Origin of the sequence: Brevibacterium picturae (genome assembly GCF_030453725.1) — a bacterium.
In the GTDB taxonomy this organism is placed as follows: Bacteria; Actinomycetota; Actinomycetes; order Actinomycetales; family Brevibacteriaceae; genus Brevibacterium; species Brevibacterium sandarakinum_A.
The window spans coordinates 1-17,956 of sequence record NZ_JAKDJU010000060.1 but is presented as its reverse complement, the minus strand read 5'-3'; the positions used below and the strand labels follow the sequence as shown (position 1 = coordinate 17,956).

Genomic DNA, 17,956 nt, shown 5'->3' with positions numbered 1-17,956 from the left:
GATTCCAAGTCGCCGCTGCTGGGCAAGTTCTTCGAAGTTCCCGTCTTCGACCCGAACCCGGACTTCGTGTTCCTCGCCAAGTTCACACCCTTCGAGACCGCCCAGGTACACACGATCAAGACGGCGCAGGATGACCTGAACGTCGAAACCACGGCGGTCGGAATCGTGTCTTTCACCAGCGAAGCCGGCGAGGTGAAACTCCTGGCCACCGGCAACCCCGCCAGCGGCCTGCAGCTGGACTTCCACGATTCCACGAATGAGACAACCACACCTGCGTGGAGAACCCTCGACCTGGGCATCCCGAACCAGGACGGCTCGCTGGTCGTCGATTTCAACCGCGCCGTCGACTACCCCTTCGCATTCACCGCCTTCGCCACCTGCCCTGCTCCGATCGCCGGCAACGTCGTCCCTTTCGACGTCACCGCGGGGGAGCGCACCCCACCGTTCTACTTCGCGGAAGCCGGCATCAACGTGCCATTCCTCTTCTATGTGTGGTGGGACGAGGAAAGCTCCAAGATGACCCGGCCGTGGTACGAACGCTTCGGACTCGACATCACGTTGCTCAACCCGAACCACGACGACGTCGCGCAATCCCTGGTCGGCTTCGACGGTGTTGCCATGTCCGGAGCCGACGTCACCCCGCTGTCCCGCAAGGCGCGGTCGCGCTTGATCAAGGTCGCGACCGAGGCCCTGACCTCTCGCATCCCAGTGATCGGCATCGGCGCCTATGCGGAGTTCGTCATCCGGGCGCAGCGTGAACTGCGCGAATCCGAGGGGTACGTCGACGGCATCGAGCAGGAGTACGCGGGCACTGACGGCAAGCTGCTCATCGTGATGAACAACGAGCTGGCTCCCAGGACGGCCGGATTCGACGTTGTGCACACCGATGCGAGTGGACTTCTCTACGTCGAGATGCCCTATGACATCCCCATGGAGTCGGACTTCAACGAGATCGACGAATTCGAGGCCGCGATGGAGGCCGACGCCCCGATCAACAGCTGGCAGGAGTTCGACTACCGCATGGTCAGCCTCATCCGCCAACACCGCTGAGGTGCCGACCTCTGTGGGGTGGGCGGCACCTCAGCGCCGACCGCCGTGGGGTGGGCGTACGCCAGCGTCGCACCGCCGCCGAAGCGCCGCTGAGGCACCGGAGGGCGCGCACTTTCGGCATCTGAGCATCTCAGTAACCCTAAGGGCGCTGAGCAACCCCAGGAAAGGTTGCCCAGCGCCCTTCGGGTTGCCAGGTTGCCTCGTTGGCACGAGGTTGCCCCGCTTACCAGATGGTGACGCGCTCCTCGGGTGCCAGATACATGCCGTCGGACTCTTCAACGCCGTAGGTGTTGTGGAAGGCGGTCATGTTCTTCACGACCTGGTTGCAGCGGAACTCCTCCGGTGCGTGCGGGTCGATGCTCAGCCGTCGCACACGCTCCTCGGTGCGCATCTTTGCCCGCCAGGCCTTCGCCCACGCTTCGAAGAAGGTCGCGGCTTCCTCCGCTGAGGGCTCGCGTTCGAGCTCCAGCTCGAGGGCCTTCCAGGCGATGGACAGTCCGCCCAGGTCGCCGATGTTCTCACCCACGGTCAGTGCACCGTTGACGTGCTGCGATGGGTCGAGACCCGCCGGGACCAGTGCCTCGTACTGGGCGATGAGTGCATTGGTGCGTTCCTCGAAGCGTTCACGGTCCTCGGCCGTCCACCAGTCGACGAGGTTGCCGTCGCCGTCATAGCGTGAACCCTGGTCGTCGAAGCCGTGGCCGATCTCGTGGCCGATGACAGCCCCGATCGCCCCGAAGTTCGCCGCGACATCACCGGAGGCGTCGAAGAACGGCGGCTGCAGGATCGCAGCCGGGAAGACGATCTCATTCATCACCGGATGGAAGTAGGCGTTGACGGTCTGCGGCGTCATCAGCCATTCGGTGCGGTCGATTTCCTTGCCGATGCGCTTGATCTGACGCGCATGTTCGGCACGGGCGCTGCGACGGATATTGCCGACCAGATCCGAGGAATCGATTGCGGCCGGGTATTCGCGCCACACCTCGGGGTAACCGACCTTCGGAGTGAACTTCGAGAGCTTGACCAGTGCCTTCTGCTTCGTCTCCTCGCTCATCCAGTCGAGCTCGTTGATCGACTTGTCGTAGGCCTTGATGAGCATCTGCACGAGGTGATCGATCGCGTCCTTGGCCGCCGGCGGGAACTCAGCCGCGACGTAGAGCTTGCCCACCGCCTCGCCGAGGAGGCCCTGGACCAGTCCGACACCGCGCTTCCAGCGCTCCCGCAGTTCAGGGGTGCCCGACAGAGTGCGGGAGTTGAAGTCGAAGTTCTCCTCGACGATCTCATCGCTCAGCAGTGAGGCGGTGGCGGAGAGGACCGAGAAGCGCAGCCAGACCTTGATCGTCTCGATATCAGTCTGCTCCCACACCTCGGCCATGCCGGTGACGAAGGAGGGCTGGCCGATGATCAGGTAAGACAGCTCACCGTCGACGTCGGCGGCCAGCGTCGAGAACCACGAGTCGAAGTCGAAGCCCGGCCCCAGCTCGCGCAGCTGTTCGAGGGTGACCTTGTTGTAGGTCTTCTCCGCGTCTCGGCAGGCCACCCGGTCCCAGTGGTGGCGGGCCAGGGAGGTTTCGAACGCCATCACCTTGGCGGCCACCTCGGCGTCGGAGATGCTGCTCTTGGTGCCCAGCCCGCCGAGGGCCGACATCTTCTTCACGTGGTCGACGAACTTCACGCGCACCTCGGCGTGGTCATCGTTGAAGTAGTAGTCCTCGTCGGGCAGGGAGATGCCGCCCTGGTGGAGGTAGAGGGCGTAGATGTCGGAGTCCTTCGCATCAGCGGTGACACCGCCGTCGAGGACCCCGCCGATGCCTTCGACCTCGAGCCGGCCGAGGAGGTTGGCGAGTTCGGACTTGTCCTCGGCCGCGTCGATGGCGGCGAAGGAGGGGGTGAGGGGAGCGACGCCGAGTGAGTTGATCTGGTCGAGGTCCATGAACGAGGAGTACAGGTCGGCGACCTTCTGTCCTTCGCTGCCCGGCTCCTGCGGAGAGCCGGAGACGGCGGTGATGATGTCGCGGACCTTGGTCTCCGCGGTGTCGAAGAGTTCGCGCATCGCACCGTCGCCGGCGCGGTCGTCGGGGATGGTGAACGAGTCGATCCACTCGCCGTTGGTGTGGCGGAACAGATCGTCCTGAGGGCGCGGTGAAGCGCTCGATGTAACTGATGTCATGGTGCAACAGTATCGTGATCAGTAGGCAGAATGGGTGGAGGAAATAGGCAGAACGGGCGGAAGACACCGGTGCGGATGCGCCGGTCGGTCCGCGGCAGTGGCCCGTACCGGGTCGACGAGGAGGAACGTATGAGAGTGGCATCCGTGGTGTTCGTGTGCACGGGCAACATCTGTCGTTCGGTCACCGCCGAACGCGTGCTCCAGCATCATCTGAAGATCAACGACGCCGAGGCTGTTGTCGACTCAGCCGGCATCAGCGACGAGGAAGCCGGCAACCCCATCGACCCGCACCAGGCGCGGGTGCTGGCAACAGCGGGCTACCGCACCGATGATCATGTCGCCCGGCAGATCACGTCCGCGTGGTTGGCCGACCGGGACGTGGCGATCGCGATGACCCTCAGGCACTATCGTGCCCTGCAGAACCTGATCGAAGACCTCCCCGCCGAGGTGCGCCCCCAGCTGCGTATGCTACGCGAATTCGATCCGCGGGTGGCTCAGGAGGCGGCCGTCGATGCACCCGCATCGGACGTCGACGACCCGTGGGCGGGGGAATTAAAGAATTTCGAAGAAACTCTTGAGACAATAGAAGTGTCCGTGCCGGGAATCACAGACTATCTGCGCTCTATGGCCGAGCAGACTCGGTGATACTGAAGGTAATTGTTGAAGGAGAAAACTGACATGACTCGAACACAGTGGTCCGCTCTCAAGCTCGGCTTCGCCGCCCTGCTGGTGGCTGCCTTGAGTGTCTTTGCATTTGCCCCGGCCAGTGCCCACGACCAGCTCGTCTCGTCGAACCCCGAGGACGGGTCGACGGTTGACCAGCAGCCGGAATGGATCACGATGACTTTCTCCGGAGAGATCCAGCAGGTCGGCTCCGAGGTGAAGGTCGTCATCGACGGCGAGAACGTCTCTGCAGGTGAACTCACCGCCGACGGCAAGAAGGTGACCGTTGCACTGCCCGATAACCTTAAGCCCGGCGACTACAAGGTCACCTGGCGCGTGGTGTCGTCTGACGGCCACCCGATCTCCGGCGACTTCGACTTCACCATTGCCGATGCCGAAGGTGCCGGCGGTTCGGTTGAGGAGTCCTCACAGGCAGGGCTCGGCGGCGGCGTCGTCGACGAACCGGGCAAGGACACCGAAGAACGTGGCGAGATCGGCGAATCGACCGGCAGCGACTCCGGCATGTCCACCCCGATGATCGTTCTGCTGGGTGTCGGCGGTTTGGCCATCATCGTCATCGTCGTCCTCCTCATGCGCCGCAAGGCCCAGGGCCTGCCCGGCACCACCAAGAGTGATGACTCGGGTGAGGGTCCGAAGAACGACTGAGACGAGAACCGCGACAGCGGCAACTGAACACAAGGCCGAGGCCCTGGGAGCGAAAGCGCCCGGGGCCTCGGCTCGTTCCGGCTCTGCGGCCGTTCTGATAGTTTGGTCAGCAGAGATGATGAGCGCGTGTTGCGCTGCGACCGTGGTTGGCCGGAGACAGAGTTGTCCACATGACAGGGAGTTCTCGTGCAGAAAGTATCGTTGACGGCGTTGATGCGGCACCAGCTGGAGATCGCCAAAGGAGCCTCGAGTGGGCGCAGCGCCCAAACAGTCTACGGCGGTCATGAACACATCCTGCGGCAGACGATGATCGCTCTGCGCGCCGGGACAAAGCTGCAAGAGCATGAGAACCCGGGGGAGGCGACCTTGCACGTGCTGCACGGGCGAGTGACCCTCATCGGGCCTGAAGCTCAATGGAACGGTTCACCGGGCGACCTCATGTTCATCCCCGATGCGGCCCACTCGGTGGAGGCCGTCCACGATTCCGTAGTGGTCCTGACCGTCGCAAAACTCCCCTGAGCCCGGGTGCCGCGTCATCCCGATCGCTGGGCCTGAACGCGTGTGGGAAGAGATGCTACATGGCGTGCTTGACGCCCTTTCTGACCAGGATCCAATTGGCAGGAAAGCTGGTGAGGAAGCCCAGCATCATCGCGATCTGCATCATCAGCCAGAACACCGGAGAATCGGGTTCCGGCGGTGAGGCGAAGAAGACCAGGGACACCAACGCCATCCAGCCGGCGATGACAATCCCCGTGAGGAAGACGAGGGGAGCGCCGATCATATTCCCCAGCGAGCAGCCGACGCAGGTGTTTGTGCCGTTGTGTGTGAACAGAACACCGACCCGACCCTGGGGACGTGCCCGACCTATACGGGTGAGAAGTGATCAACTCGAACACGATGCCCTGTTTCAACCCGGTTGCACGCGCCTGGCGAGCAGACCCGCTCACCAGGCACGGACCATCGATCCGATGGGACCATCGATCCGAAGTCGTCCTGATTGGACAAGCAGATTGATTCATCTGCTTGGTGGATCTGAAGTCACGGGTGGGACGGAATAGAACTGTACCGAGCCGCTGTTGTCCTGACCGACTGATCTTTTGCTTTCCCGAACGAAGGACCCCACCGCTTTGTCCACTCCTCTGAACATTCTCGACCTTGTTCCCATCCGTGACGGCTCCACGGCTCGTGAGGCCATCGACGCCTCGATGAGCGCTGCGCGTGTCGCTGATGAGCTGGGTTACCGGCGTCTCTGGTTCGCTGAACATCACAACACAATGGGCCTGGCCGCCAGTGCCACCTCGCTGCTCATCTCCCAAGCCGCGTCGGTCACCGAGAAGATTCGGGTGGGCTCAGGAGGAGTGATGCTGCCCAATCATGCTCCCCTCATGGTTGCCGAGCAGTACGGAACGTTGGCCAATATCCACGACAACCGCATCGACCTCGGATTGGGACGGGCGCCCGGCACAGACGGAATGACTGCACAGGCGCTGAGCCGCTCCTCGGCAGAACCGCAGTCCTTTGCTCAGAACATCTATGACATGCAGGGCTGGTTCGGACCCGAAGGCAAGGCCCACACCGTTCCGATCGAATCCGCTGTCTCTGCCAACACCGATGTCCCCATCTGGGTGCTGGGCTCGACGACGAACGGCGCCGCGATCGCCGGTCAGCTGGGGTTGCCGTTCTCTCTGGCCTCGCACTTCGCCCCTGATCAGATTGATGCGGCGATCCGCGTCTACCGCGAGTCGTTCACCACCGAGGCGCCCACCGCACAGATCGACAAGCCCTACGTCATGGCCGGGGTCAACGTGATGGTGGCCGAGACCGACGACGAGGCTCAGCGCGAGTTCACGTCGGTGAAGCAGATGTTCGCCGACATCGGCCGGGGGCGTCGCCGTCAGCTGCAGCCGCCGGTTGATCCCGGAGAACTCGACGGTGGCGGTGAGAACCCGATGCTGACGATCAGCGCTGTCGGCTCACCCGAGACAGCTACTCGTCAGATGTCGGAGCTCATCGAGCGTACGGGAGCGGATGAGCTCATCACCGTCACCTACGCCTACGACCCTGCTGTGGCGGAGCGCTCCCTGAAGTTGCTTGCCGACGCCTGGTTCTGAGCGCCTGGTTCTGAGCACCGGTTCGCAGCACCGTCGCGAAAGCTGAGGCACCGGAAGCGACAGGCGGGTTCGCCGCGCCGGCTTCGGGACACTGTCGCCAGTATGCCCACCGGTCGGCTCATCACATCGTGGCGGCAGTGGTGGCGGCGGTCGCGGCGGTGATCGCAACCATCGCGGCTGTCACCGCGAGCATCACACTGTTGACGGCCTCCGACACCGCGGCCGAGCTCCAGCTGCCCTTCTCGATGTCCTTGACCCGCTTCTCGACCGTCTTGTCCCAGGGCAGCGGCGGCCTGAGTTGTTTGATCAGCTGCGATGCAGACAGCAGCGCGATGATCGAACCGATCCGCTCATCGGGTTCGGCCCGACCCACGAGAACTTCGCTGACACGTTCCCGCAGCTCCGCCTCGGGCCGGGCATTCTTCTCCGGCCAATGCGTGGTGGGGAAGACCCAGAGGAACCTCGCCTCCTCACGTTCGATGATCCCACGCTCGGCCAGGCGCCCCAGCACAGTGTCCTGGATCTTCGGGACCAACCTGCCGATGAGTGAGGACACCTCGTGCTCGTCCTCGCCGAGGTGAGCCAGCGCATCCGCGAGCAGAGGATCCGAAGGGCTCGAGGCTCCCACAGCACGCACATATCTCTTGTCGGATTTGCCCTGACTCCGGATGTCGATGAGTCCGCGCATGGCGAGCTCGACGAGCACAGCGCCGGTGAGAGGATATTCGGCACTGGAGAACTCGATGCCGAGCTTGCCGTTGTCAGGGAGCACGAGGAGCATGACCTCCTCGGCGATGAGAAGCCGATCGTCCATGGACAACATTCTATGTGGCCCACGTCAAGCGGTCCACGGTCATGCGGTCCACGGTCATGCGGCCCACTGTCAGATGGTTTCAGCCAATCGCACATGCGCCACCAGCCCGGCGTCCTCCTCGGCCAGGGTTCGGGCCGTGTCGAGGATCGTCGTCTCCATCGCCGAGGCGGCCCTGGTCGGCCGTACGTCAGCGCGGGTGGCGAGGCTGATCGTCCGCGACAGGCTCGGTTCCACCAGTTGTGCCGAGGTCAGGCGGGGACGGTCGACGAGAACCATGGCCGGGACGACCGCGATGCCCAGGCCGCGTTCGACGAAGCGCAGCACCGCGTCCATCTCCGCACCTTCGACGACGATGTTCGGCGCCAGCCCCGCCGCGTCGAAGGCCGCCGAGGTGGCTTCGCGCAGATCGTATCCGTGATGGAACAGCACCTGAGGCAGTGCGGCAACTTCCGCCAGAGTGACCGTGTCACCGTGCAGGAGTGCAGCACCGTCCCGCGGCGACTCCGCAGCAGCGATCACGACCAGGTCCTCACTCAACACCCCCTGCATCCGCAGCCGGGGCATCTGCGCGCTGGGACTCAGCGTTCGAGTGATCAGCGCAAGGTCAAGTTCGCCGGCGCCCAGTGCCTCGATGAGCTCCCGCGAACCCTTCTCCACCAGCTCGAGCTCGACCCCGGGGTGCTCGTGGTGGAAGCTGCTGATCGCCTCGGCGACGAGGCTGACGCACAGCGTCGGGGTCGCACCCAGGCGGATGCGACCCTTGCGCAGGCCGGCGAGCTCGTCCATGTCACGGCGAACCGCCTCGGCGTCGGCGAGCATTCGTCGTGCACTCGGCAGGAGAGTTTCGCCTGCCGCGGTGAGGGTGATGTGTCCATGTGCACGGTGGAAAAGTTCGGAGCCGAGCTCCTTCTCCAGCGTTGAGATCTGCCGGCTCAGTGAGGGTTGTGCCAGATGAAGAGCTGCGGCAGCCTTCGTGAAATGCCCGGTGTTGGCAACCTCGACGAAACTCGCAAGCTGTTCCAGATTCATACACATAGCATATCGCTATTGAGTCAAGCGAAACAATGCATTGGACGCATGAAGGGGGCGAGCCTAGCGTAGAAGACATGAACACCACACGGGGAAGCGCCCGCACCAAAGAACACACGATCTCCACCTCGGTGCTGGTCATCGGCACCGGCGGATCCGGCCTCCGCGCTGCGATCGAGGTTGCCGAGTCCGGCGTCGACGTTCTGGCCGTGGGCAAGCGACCCAAGGACGACGCCCACACCTCGCTGGCGGCCGGCGGCATCAATGCCGCGCTGGCCACCGTGGACCCCGAGGACACCTGGGCCCAGCACGCGGCCGATACGATCAAGGAATCCTATGACCTCGCCAACCCCCGAACCGTCGAAATCGTCACCCAGGGAGCAGCCCAAGGCATCGCCGACCTGGAGCGCTATGGAATGGACTTCGCGAAGGAGGACGACGGTCGGATCTCGCAGCGCTTCTTCGGCGCCCATACCTGGCGTCGCACCGCTTTCGCCGGTGACTACACGGGACTCGAAATTCAGCGCACCCTCATTCATCGTGCCGAGGCCCTGAACGTCCCGATCCTCGACCGCGTCTACATCACGAAGCTGCTCGTCGCCGACGGCCGCATCTTCGGCGCTTTCGGCTTCGACGTCATCGACGGCTCCCGATACCGGATCCATGCCGACGCGGTCATCCTCGCCGCCGGTGGCCACAATCGGATCTGGCGCCGCACCTCATCCCGACGCGATGAGAACACCGGTGACTCCTTCCGCCTGGCAGTCGAAGCCGGAGCCCGACTGCGCGACGCCGAACTCGTCCAGTTCCACCCCTCGGGCATCATCGAACCCGAGAACGCCGCGGGCACCCTGGTCTCCGAAGCCGCCCGCGGTGAGGGAGGCATCCTGCGCAACGGCCTGGGGGAGCGGTTCATGGAACGCTACGATCCCGAGCGCATGGAGCTGTCCACCCGCGACCGCGTCGCCCTGGCCGCCTACACAGAAATCGCCGAGGGCCGCGGCACCGAGAACGGCGGAATCTGGCTCGACGTCTCCCATCTCCCCCGGGAGACGATCATGAACCGACTGCCGCGCGTGTTCCAGACGATGATGGAAACACAGATGCTCGACATCACCGTCAGCCCCATCGAGATCGCGCCGACCGCGCACTATTCGATGGGCGGAGTGTGGGTCGACCCGGTCGAACACAGCACCGACGTCGAAGGACTGTGGGCCATCGGTGAGGCATCGTCCGGCCTCCATGGGGCCAACCGCCTCGGCGGCAATTCGCTCATCGAACTCCTCGTCTTCGGTCGCATCGTCGGCCGGTCCGCGATCGCGTACTCGGATGGCCTCGAGACGCAGGTGCGCTCCCACGATGCCATCGCCGAGGCGCGGGCTGAGATCGGTGATCTGCTCGCATCCGATGGCACGGAGAATGTCCGCGCCCTGCAGCGCGAGATCCGCAACCTCATGACAGAACATGCCGGAGTCGTCCGCGACGAGGCCGGGCTGCTCGCCGGCCTCGAGAAGCTCGCGGCCATCGAAGCGCGGATGAGTCAGGTGGGCATCCACCCCGACATCGCCGGATATGCCGATCTCTCGCACGCTTTCGACCTCAAATCCTCGGCGCTCGCGGCCAGGGCGACGTTGGAATGCGCACTCGAACGCAGGGAGACCCGCGGCTGCCACAACCGCAGCGACTACCCAGAGCAGAACCCCGAATTGCAGGTCAACCTCGTCTGGTCACCATCAACCGGAGTCGTGCGCGAAGACATCCCCGCCGTCGACCCCGAGGTCGCCGAACTCATGCGCGGCGAGGAGATCAGCCAGGTCGGCAAACTCGTCGAGTAACGTCCCCCGAAACGCCCCCTCCAGAGACACCTGACGGCGGCCCTGCTACGTCGCGCGCCGTAGCAGGGCCGCCCTCAGGTATCTGTAGAGCGGCCCTGCGTCAGAGCACGAGTTCGAGGCCGGCCAGGATCTCCTCGGCGGCGAGCACTTCGACGGAGGAGATCATGTCATGTGAGAAGCGGAACAGGTAGATCGCGTGGGGGACGCCGTCGGTGACATAGGCGGCAGCGGGAGCACCATCGATGTGAACGAGTTGAGTGGCCAGGGCGCGGCCGTTGAAGACTCGGGCCACGGCGTCAGCCCCAGCGACTTCGCGATCGAGGAGCGGGGCACCGAATTCTTCGCCCGCCCCGGCGAGCCCGACGGCGACAGAATCGCTGCGCAGTTCGATCTCCGGGTCGAGGAGCTGCAGAAGGCCACCGAAATCCCCTCCCCGTGCCGCTTCGAGGAAGGATATGATCGCGGATTCCTGTCGCAGCTGGATGCTCGCAGCGTCGACCGTGCGCAGTCTGGCACGTGCACGAGAGGCAAGCTGACGCGTAGCGACAGGCGTGCGATCGACAATGGGAGCGATATCGTCATAGCTCAGAACGAAGATGTCGTGCAGGACCAGGGCCAGCCGCTCCAAAGGTCCGAGCGTGTCGAGAATGATGTGTAGGGCCGCCGCGAGATCATCTCGCAGCAGGGCACTGTCCTCCGGGCGATCGAGGTGTGCGCGGGCGCCGGCGCCGCCCGGTTCGACGCTGTCCACGTCATGCCCACTATGACCTCCAATGAGAGCGGAGTCATCGGACACTGCGTCTTCCGACGAGCCTCCCCACCGCAGGTCTTCGCGTCTCGCGGCGTCGCGGCGGATGAGGTCGATGCACACTCGAGAGATCACCGTCGTCAACCACGCTTCGACATTGTTGATGGCGCGGACGTCGGCGCGCTGCAGGCGAATCCACGTTTCCTGCACAGCGTCATCGGCGGCCCATGGGGATCCCAATGTTCGGTGTGCGATGGCGAACAATTTGGGGCGGTGGCCAGAGAACTGAGCGGCCACCTCGGCGAGGGAATATGGTGTCGGTTCCGTTGTCATGGTTGTCCTGGTGGTGGCTCGTCACATTTCTGTGGTGGGGAACGACTTATGGGTAGGTCCGGCATGAGTCGGTCTGATTGTCATTCGCACCAACACCAGCCAAGGAGTCATTGTGACTGTTCTGCCGACAACCATTCTTGACGAGCTTCGAGCCGCTGTCCAGGGCGGCGTCTGGGTTCCCGACAGCCCCGAATTCGACGAGATCCACAGGCCGTGGAATCGCGCCATCGACCAAGGTGTCCTCGCCGTGGTCGAGCCTGCTGACCCTGACGACATCAGCAGCCTCGTGCGCTGTGCCCGGGCTAAGGGCCTGTCGATCGCCACCCAGCCGTCTGGTCACGGCGCGACCGGACGGGCCAGCGGAGCGATTCTGCTGCGGACCACCCGACTCAACCAGATCGCCATCGACCCCATCCAGCGAACGGCAACGATTGGATCCGGGACGAAGGCCGGGGACCTGCAGGCCGCAGCGGCCGAGCACGGACTGACCGGGTTGCCGGGCAGCTCCCCGGTAGTGACGGTGGCAGGAGTCGCCCTTGGAGGTGGCCTGAGCTGGTTCGGGCGATCCTTCGGGTGGGTGGGTGAGGGCATCCGCGCCTTCGACATCGTCGATGCCGAGGGGCAGGCCCGCCGCATCACAGGGGATACGGACCCCAACCTGTTCTGGGCACTGCGAGGCGCGGGAAGCGAACTCGTCATCGTCACCGGACTCGAAGTCCAACTGCACGAGGCCCCGGAGGTGTTCGGCGGGCGCCAACTCTGGCCGGTCGCCCATGCCAGGGAGGTCGCCGAGGTGTTCCGGTCGTTGACGGCAACCGCCCCGGAGACTCTGAACCTGTGGTTGGAGCTCCTCAGCTTCCCGGGAACCGAACCGATGGTCGCCATCGACTCGACCTACCTCGGCTCGGAGGCGGAGGCCCGCAGTCTGATGCGCGCGACCGAAGCATTGCCGGCACCGCTTTCGGACACCCGCGCACCGATGAGCGTGGCAGATCTGGGGGCAATCACCGCCGAACCGACCGATCCTACTCCCGGCAGCGCCCGCGCGAAATTGCGCACCTCACTCGATGACGCAGCCCTTGACGCACTGCTCGAAACGCCCATTGTTCCTCTGCTGTCGGTGCAGGTCAGACACCTGGGCGGGGCCCTGGCCCGGCCGAGCGACAATCCGCACGGCGCCCTGAGAGAACAGTTCAGCGTCTACATGTTCGGACTGCCCACCACCGAGGAGGTTGCCGAGTCGATCACGGCGAAGCAGGCAGAGCTGGCCCAGGCTCTGCCGACGACCGGTCGCAAACCCGTGACGTTTCTCAACCCGAGCGAGAGCCTCGCCGACGCTCTGCCCGAAGAGTCCCTTGTGCGGTTGCGTCGACTCAAGGAGGAACGAGACTCGACCGGAGTTTTCCGCGGGAACTTCAGCAACCTGAAATGAGCTCGCCGCGTGTGGCGTTTTCTGGCCGGAACGGGAGCCGCCGAGGTGGCCGTGCACCTTGGCAGCTCCGCTCGGTTGTCGCTGCGCCGCGCATCGCATGCAGGTAGTGCCACTTCACCCCGATGCAGCGGGTCGTTTTGTCGCGGGTGATGCGGGGTCCAGTCCTCGTCCTCGACCTCGGTCGCCCGCGCAGCCTCGAGGCGGGCCCGCTTGAGCTTGTGTTGGCGGGTGTTCGCCATGATTCCTTCTTGAGCGAGATGATCCTCTGGCGCGCTACGCCTGTGAGGTGGGCGAGCTGAGCCTGCGTGCAGCCGGCCGCCTTGCGAACCTGTTTGAGGCTCGACGTCTGAACTTCCATCCTGCCTCCCGTGGTCCGATTGCGATGTCAATGATTCTTCACACTGAAGGGAAGCCATCCTTGACGTCCGAGCGCCAAGGATCATTGATATTCACGCCTGGTAGCGATTTCATGCATCTATCAATGCATGCATCTGATAGCGTGGAGGCATGAACCATCTGCTGACGCTCCCGTGGGAAAGCACCGACGATTCTTCTCCGATCGCTGCGCGGATAGCTGCGTGGGCCGCCCGCGAGATCATCGAGCAGCGCTACGAGCCGGGCCAGTTCCTCACCGAGGCCGAACTCGCTGAGGCGCAGAAGGCCAGCCGAACCCCGGCGCGTGAAGCGATGCTTCAACTCGAACGCTGGCGACTCGTTCGCCTCGTGCCGAAGAAGGGGGCCATCGTCACGACCGTCACGCGCCAGGAACGCCGAGATCTGCTTGCCGTGCGTGCGATGTTCGAGATCGATGCCGTCCAAATGTTCACTGTCGACAGCGACTTCGCGCCCTTGGCGAGAGACCTGCGCACCCTTCTCGACCGGCAGCAGAAGGCGCTGGAAGCCGAGCATTCGCTCGACTTCGCCAGTTTCGACTATGCCTTTCATGCCCGCATCATCCGCAGCGGCGGCAACGGGGTCGTCGACGAAATGCTGTCCACCATGGGACCACGCCTGGCCCGGCTGACCTATCAGGTCGTCATCGACAACCCGAACCCACTCGACCCACTCTTCGACGAGCACGCCGAACTCACCGACCTCGCCGAGCGTGGTGACGCCACGGAGTTCGGCAAGCTCGTCCGCCTGCACATCAAGGCCTCCCATTTTCCCCAGAACAGCAAGTGATGAAATCCAATCCCGCACTGACCGCACAGGCACCGACAGTCGCTGACCACGAACCTCACCCTCGCCGAGGTGGTGCTTGGCTTCGCGTCGCACCCGCCATCTTCCTGCTCGCGTGGGGTGGCAACCACTTCACCCCACTCGTGCACATGTACGAAGCCGACGGCGGCTACGCCATCTGGCAGGCCAACCTCCTGCTGGGCATGTACGTCGGAGGACTGGTACCAGGACTTCTGATCGCCTCGGCGCTGTCGGATCGACGCGGACGCAAACCGATCCTCATCGCCGGAGCGATCGCGGCGATCCTCGGCAGCGTCCTCCTCGGCCTCGGTGCCGACCTCTTCTGGCTGCTGTGCGCGGGGCGCGTGCTCGCCGGCGTCGGCGTCGGGGTCGCGATGTCGGTGGGCACGAGCTGGATCAAGGAGCTCTCAGCCCCGCCGTTCGATCTCAAGGCCAACATCACCGCCGGCGCTCGCCGCCCGGCACTGACTCTGACCATGGGGTTCGCCGTCGGTGCTGCGGTCACCGGCTGCCTGGCCCAATGGGGACCCCTGCCTGAGATGATCCCCTACGCGGTGCACGGACTGCTCAACGTCGTGGCCCTGCTCATTCTGCTCAGCGCGCCCGAATCCCTGGCGAAGGGCCAGCGCTCGAGTCAGCACTGGTGGAGGGGTCTGCGGATCCCCTTGGTCGGCCACCGCACCTTCGTCCAACTCATCATTCCGGCGGCCCCATGGGTCTTCGGGGCCGCCGGAATCGCCTACGCGGTCATGCCGGCACTGGTCCAGGACGAGCTGGGGGAGTGGACGACGCTGTACGCGACCGTGCTCACCGTCGCCACCCTGGGAGCAGGGGCGCTCGTGCAGAACAGCGTTCCGCGAATCAACCGGTGGACCGGCGGGCGCGCACTCGTCGTCGGTCTCGTGCTGATGACCGTCGGCATGGCGCTCGCCGTGGTGGCTGCGCTGGTCGCCGATCCGATCCTCGCCTTCGTCGTGGCCATCGTCCTGGGCATCGCGTATGGCATCTGCGTCGTCGCCGGGCTCATTCTCGTCCAGGCGATCGCCGAACCGGACGACCTCGCCGGGATCACCGGAGTGTACTACTCGCTGGCCTACTCAGGGTTCCTGCTGCCCACCGTGCTCGCAGCCCTCCTGCCGGTCGTGCCCTATGCCGTCTCCTTGGCGGTGCTCGCAGCGATCTGTCTGCTCTGCCTCGGCCTGGTGGCACGCTCGTCGACCCGGCCGTGGTGAGGGCCGCGAATCGAACGGCTGGCCCTTGCCCCACGGAACTAGGATGAAAACTGAGCCGTACCAGCGTGAACGGCAGCCCGCAACAGCGCAACCATCGATGCACCGAGGCTATGAACATGGAGGTGACACCGTGAGCCAGGAACCGCCGTCATTGTTTGAACCCGACGACGTCGGGCGGCCCCTCGCTGACCGTCTGCGCCCGGAGACCCTCGGGGATGTGCTGGGGCAAGAGCACCTCCTCGGGCACGACGCACCGATTGGCCGGATGGTCGCCGAGCGTCGACTGGTCTCGATGGTGCTGTGGGGGCCGCCCGGCTGTGGCAAGACCACCATCGCACGCCTGCTCGCCGATCACACCGGCCTCGCCTTCGAACCAGTCTCGGCGACCTTCTCGGGTGTCTCCGAACTCCGCAAGATCTTCCAGGCTGCCGCCAAACGGCGAGAGATCGGTCAGGGCACACTGCTGTTCGTCGACGAGATCCACCGCTTCAACCGCGCCCAGCAGGACTCCTTCCTCCCCTATGTCGAGGACGGAACCGTCGTTCTCGTCGGTGCCACCACGGAGAACCCCAGCTTCGAACTCAACTCAGCTCTGCTCTCTCGCTGTCAGGTCTTCGTCCTCAGGCGCCTCGACGAGCCGACGCTGACCACCCTCATCGAACGCGCTGAGGAGGCCGCCGGCAAACAGCTTCCGCTCGAGGGGCAGGCGCGGCAGGCATTGGTGTCCATGTCCGACGGGGACGACCGTTATCTGCTCAACCTCATCGAGCAGCTCCAGACTGTCAGCGAGACGCTCGATACCTCTGGCTTAGCTGACCTGGTTCAGCAGCGCGCGCCGATCTACGACAAGGGCCAGGAAGGCCACTACAACCTCATCTCTGCCCTGCATAAGTCCATGCGCGGCTCCGACCCCGACGCGTCCCTGTACTGGCTGGCGCGGATGCTCGACGGCGGGGAAGATCCCCTGTACATCGCTCGGCGACTGGTCAGATTCGCCAACGAGGACATTGCGATCGCTGACCCGCAGGCCGTCCACCAGGCGCTGGCGGCGTGGGACGTGTACGAAAGGCTCGGGTCTCCCGAAGGCGAACTCGCCATCGCCCAAGCCGTCGTGTACCTGTCGACCGCACCGAAGTCCGTCGCGGTCTACTCGGCGTTCAACGCCGCAACGAGGCTGGCGAAGAAGACCGGCTCACTCATGCCGCCGGCGAATATCCTCAACGCCCCGACGAAGCTGATGAAGAACCTCGGCTATGGGGAAGGCTACGAGTATGATCCGCACACGCAGGGAGGTTTCTCCGGGGCCAACTACTTCCCCGAGGAGATGGAGCCGGAGCGACTGTACAAGCCCACCGGCAACGGCTACGAACGCGTCATCGGCGACAAGCTGTCCGAATGGCATCGGATGCGCGCTCAGAAACGGGCGAAGGACGAAGCCGACGACGGATCCAAAACGTAGGGGCCACCTCGGCGGCATCCGCAACCACCGCAACCACCGCAACCACAGCCACCACCGCAGCCACAGCCACCGCACTCGCAGACCACAGCAACTCGCAACGACCGGATAGGGAACGACACCATGCTCGGACAATCACGCCAGCCCTCATCACCTGCCATCAGCGCCTTCGTCGGCATCATGGGCAAGAGGCACGTGCTCACCTCGGCGCGCGCCACCGCACCGTACGCCAAAGGCAACCGTTTCGGCGGCGGCAACGTGCTCGCCGTCCTCAGGCCCGGCAGCCTCGTCGACATGTGGCGGGCGCTGCAGGTCTGCGTCGATCACGACCTCATCGTCATCCCGCAGTCGGCGAACACCGGGCTGACCGGCGGCTCGGGCCCAGGCGATCAGGACTATGATCGTGAGATCGTCATCATCTCGACGCTGCGGATCAATCAGATCCACCTCATCAACGACGCACGTGAAGCCGTCTGCCTGGCCGGTTCGACCCTCCACGAGCTCGATGACAAACTGGCCCCGCACGACCGGGAACCGCACTCGGTGATCGGCTCGTCCTCGATCGGCGCCTCGGTCATCGGCGGCCTCGCGAACAACTCCGGCGGCAGCCAGATCCGCAAGGGCCCGGCGTTCACGAAGCATGCGATCTTCGCCCGAGTCAACGAGGCGGGCAAGGTCGAACTCGTCAACCATCTGGGCATCAGCCTCGGTGAGGATCCGGCCCACATCCTCGATCGACTGCAGCGCGGCGACTGGGACCCCGCCGATGTCACGCCTGCGCCGGAGGACACCACGGAGACCGAATACGGCGAGCACGTCCGCGAGATCACCGACTCACCCGCCCGGTACAACGCCAATCCGAAGTTCCTCCACGAGGTGTCCGGGTCGGCGGGCAAGCTCATGGTCTTCGCTGCGCGCACTCGCACCTTCCCCAAGCAGAAGAACTCGACGACCTTCTACGTCGGAACCGACAGCCCCGCCGAACTCGAGGCCCTGCGCCGGGCGATCCTGACCTCGGACATGCCGCTGCCGATCTCCGGCGAGTACATGGGGCGGCCGTCGTTCGATCTGGCCGAGAAGTACGGCAAGGACACGTTCGTGTCCGTCAAGCATGCCGGAAGTCGCGAGCAGATCAAGCTCTTCGCCCTGAAGAACTGGGCCAACGGAGTGTTCGCGAAGCTGCCGTTCTTCGGCCAGACCGTCGCCGATTCCATCGC

The 17,956-nt window shown here is 64.6% G+C and carries 16 protein-coding genes; 11 read left to right on the top strand and 5 right to left on the bottom strand.

Features of this window, described 5'->3' with window-relative positions; translation table 11 throughout:
- Window positions 1–1,050, top strand: a 1,050-nt coding sequence (locus tag L0G76_RS08015; protein ID WP_304356773.1) for a DUF1684 domain-containing protein, incomplete at its 5' end; no start/stop codon positions are given.
- Window positions 1,051–1,273: 223 nt separating this feature from the next.
- Here L0G76_RS08015 and L0G76_RS08010 read toward each other — a convergent pair.
- Window positions 1,274–3,220: a M13 family metallopeptidase gene (locus tag L0G76_RS08010; protein WP_304356772.1), complete on the bottom strand. Its 1,947-nt coding sequence runs from the start codon at window positions 3,218–3,220 to the stop codon at window positions 1,274–1,276.
- Between the two features lie 129 nt (window positions 3,221–3,349).
- Here L0G76_RS08010 and L0G76_RS08005 point away from each other — a divergent pair, with 129 nt between their 5' ends.
- The 3 genes from L0G76_RS08005 to L0G76_RS07995 all read left to right on the top strand — a co-directional run bounded on the left by L0G76_RS08005 (window position 3,350) and on the right by L0G76_RS07995 (window position 5,068).
- Entirely contained in the window at window positions 3,350–3,865 is a 516-nt protein-coding gene (locus L0G76_RS08005; protein ID WP_304356771.1) for a low molecular weight protein-tyrosine-phosphatase, read from the top strand.
- Window positions 3,866–3,898: 33 nt separating this feature from the next.
- A complete protein-coding gene (locus L0G76_RS08000) occupies window positions 3,899–4,549 on the top strand; it encodes a copper resistance CopC family protein (protein ID WP_304356770.1) in 651 nt (216 codons plus the stop codon).
- A gap of 186 nt (window positions 4,550–4,735) precedes the next feature.
- Complete coding sequence (locus L0G76_RS07995) at window positions 4,736–5,068, top strand: cupin domain-containing protein (protein ID WP_304356769.1); 333 nt, start codon at window positions 4,736–4,738, stop codon at window positions 5,066–5,068.
- 55 nt (window positions 5,069–5,123) lie between these two features.
- Here the strand turns inward: L0G76_RS07995 and L0G76_RS07990 are convergent, their stop codons facing one another.
- On the bottom strand, window positions 5,124–5,330 hold the full coding sequence (locus L0G76_RS07990; RefSeq protein ID WP_304356768.1) for a DUF4396 domain-containing protein: 207 nt from the start codon (window positions 5,328–5,330) through the stop codon (window positions 5,124–5,126).
- Window positions 5,331–5,676: 346 nt separating this feature from the next.
- Between L0G76_RS07990 and L0G76_RS07985 the strand changes: the two genes are divergently transcribed.
- On the top strand, window positions 5,677–6,660 hold the full coding sequence (locus L0G76_RS07985; protein ID WP_304356767.1) for an LLM class flavin-dependent oxidoreductase: 984 nt from the start codon (window positions 5,677–5,679) through the stop codon (window positions 6,658–6,660).
- A 121-nt stretch (window positions 6,661–6,781) separates the two neighbouring features.
- On the opposite strand, the gene L0G76_RS07980 is transcribed toward L0G76_RS07985, so the two are convergent.
- Both L0G76_RS07980 and L0G76_RS07975 read right to left on the bottom strand, forming a co-directional pair.
- A complete protein-coding gene (locus L0G76_RS07980) occupies window positions 6,782–7,474 on the bottom strand; it encodes a GOLPH3/VPS74 family protein (RefSeq protein ID WP_304356766.1) in 693 nt (230 codons plus the stop codon).
- A gap of 69 nt (window positions 7,475–7,543) precedes the next feature.
- Window positions 7,544–8,503: a LysR family transcriptional regulator gene (locus tag L0G76_RS07975; RefSeq protein WP_304356765.1), complete on the bottom strand. Its 960-nt coding sequence runs from the start codon at window positions 8,501–8,503 to the stop codon at window positions 7,544–7,546.
- A 77-nt stretch (window positions 8,504–8,580) separates the two neighbouring features.
- Here L0G76_RS07975 and L0G76_RS07970 point away from each other — a divergent pair, with 77 nt between their 5' ends.
- Window positions 8,581–10,338: an FAD-dependent oxidoreductase gene (locus L0G76_RS07970; RefSeq protein ID WP_304356764.1), complete on the top strand. Its 1,758-nt coding sequence runs from the start codon at window positions 8,581–8,583 to the stop codon at window positions 10,336–10,338.
- Between the two features lie 100 nt (window positions 10,339–10,438).
- On the opposite strand, the gene L0G76_RS07965 is transcribed toward L0G76_RS07970, so the two are convergent.
- Window positions 10,439–11,419, bottom strand: coding sequence for a sigma-70 family RNA polymerase sigma factor (locus tag L0G76_RS07965; RefSeq protein ID WP_304356763.1), 981 nt, complete (start codon window positions 11,417–11,419; stop codon window positions 10,439–10,441).
- A gap of 112 nt (window positions 11,420–11,531) precedes the next feature.
- Here L0G76_RS07965 and L0G76_RS07960 point away from each other — a divergent pair, with 112 nt between their 5' ends.
- The 5 genes from L0G76_RS07960 to dld form a co-directional block, all read left to right on the top strand.
- Window positions 11,532–12,851, top strand: coding sequence for an FAD-binding oxidoreductase (locus tag L0G76_RS07960; protein ID WP_304356762.1), 1,320 nt, complete (start codon window positions 11,532–11,534; stop codon window positions 12,849–12,851).
- A gap of 507 nt (window positions 12,852–13,358) precedes the next feature.
- A complete protein-coding gene (locus L0G76_RS07955) occupies window positions 13,359–14,033 on the top strand; it encodes a GntR family transcriptional regulator (RefSeq protein ID WP_304356761.1) in 675 nt (224 codons plus the stop codon).
- Window positions 14,033–15,283: an MFS transporter gene (locus L0G76_RS07950; protein ID WP_304356760.1), complete on the top strand. Its 1,251-nt coding sequence runs from the start codon at window positions 14,033–14,035 to the stop codon at window positions 15,281–15,283. The genes L0G76_RS07955 and L0G76_RS07950 overlap by 1 nt, the downstream gene beginning before the upstream one ends.
- 130 nt (window positions 15,284–15,413) lie before the next feature.
- The gene (locus tag L0G76_RS07945; RefSeq protein WP_304356759.1) at window positions 15,414–16,742 is read left to right on the top strand and encodes a replication-associated recombination protein A; all 1,329 of its coding nucleotides are present in this window, start codon (window positions 15,414–15,416) and stop codon (window positions 16,740–16,742) included.
- Window positions 16,743–16,862: 120 nt separating this feature from the next.
- Window positions 16,863–17,956, top strand: a 1,094-nt coding sequence (dld, locus tag L0G76_RS07940) for a D-lactate dehydrogenase (protein ID WP_304356758.1), incomplete at its 3' end; no start/stop codon positions are given.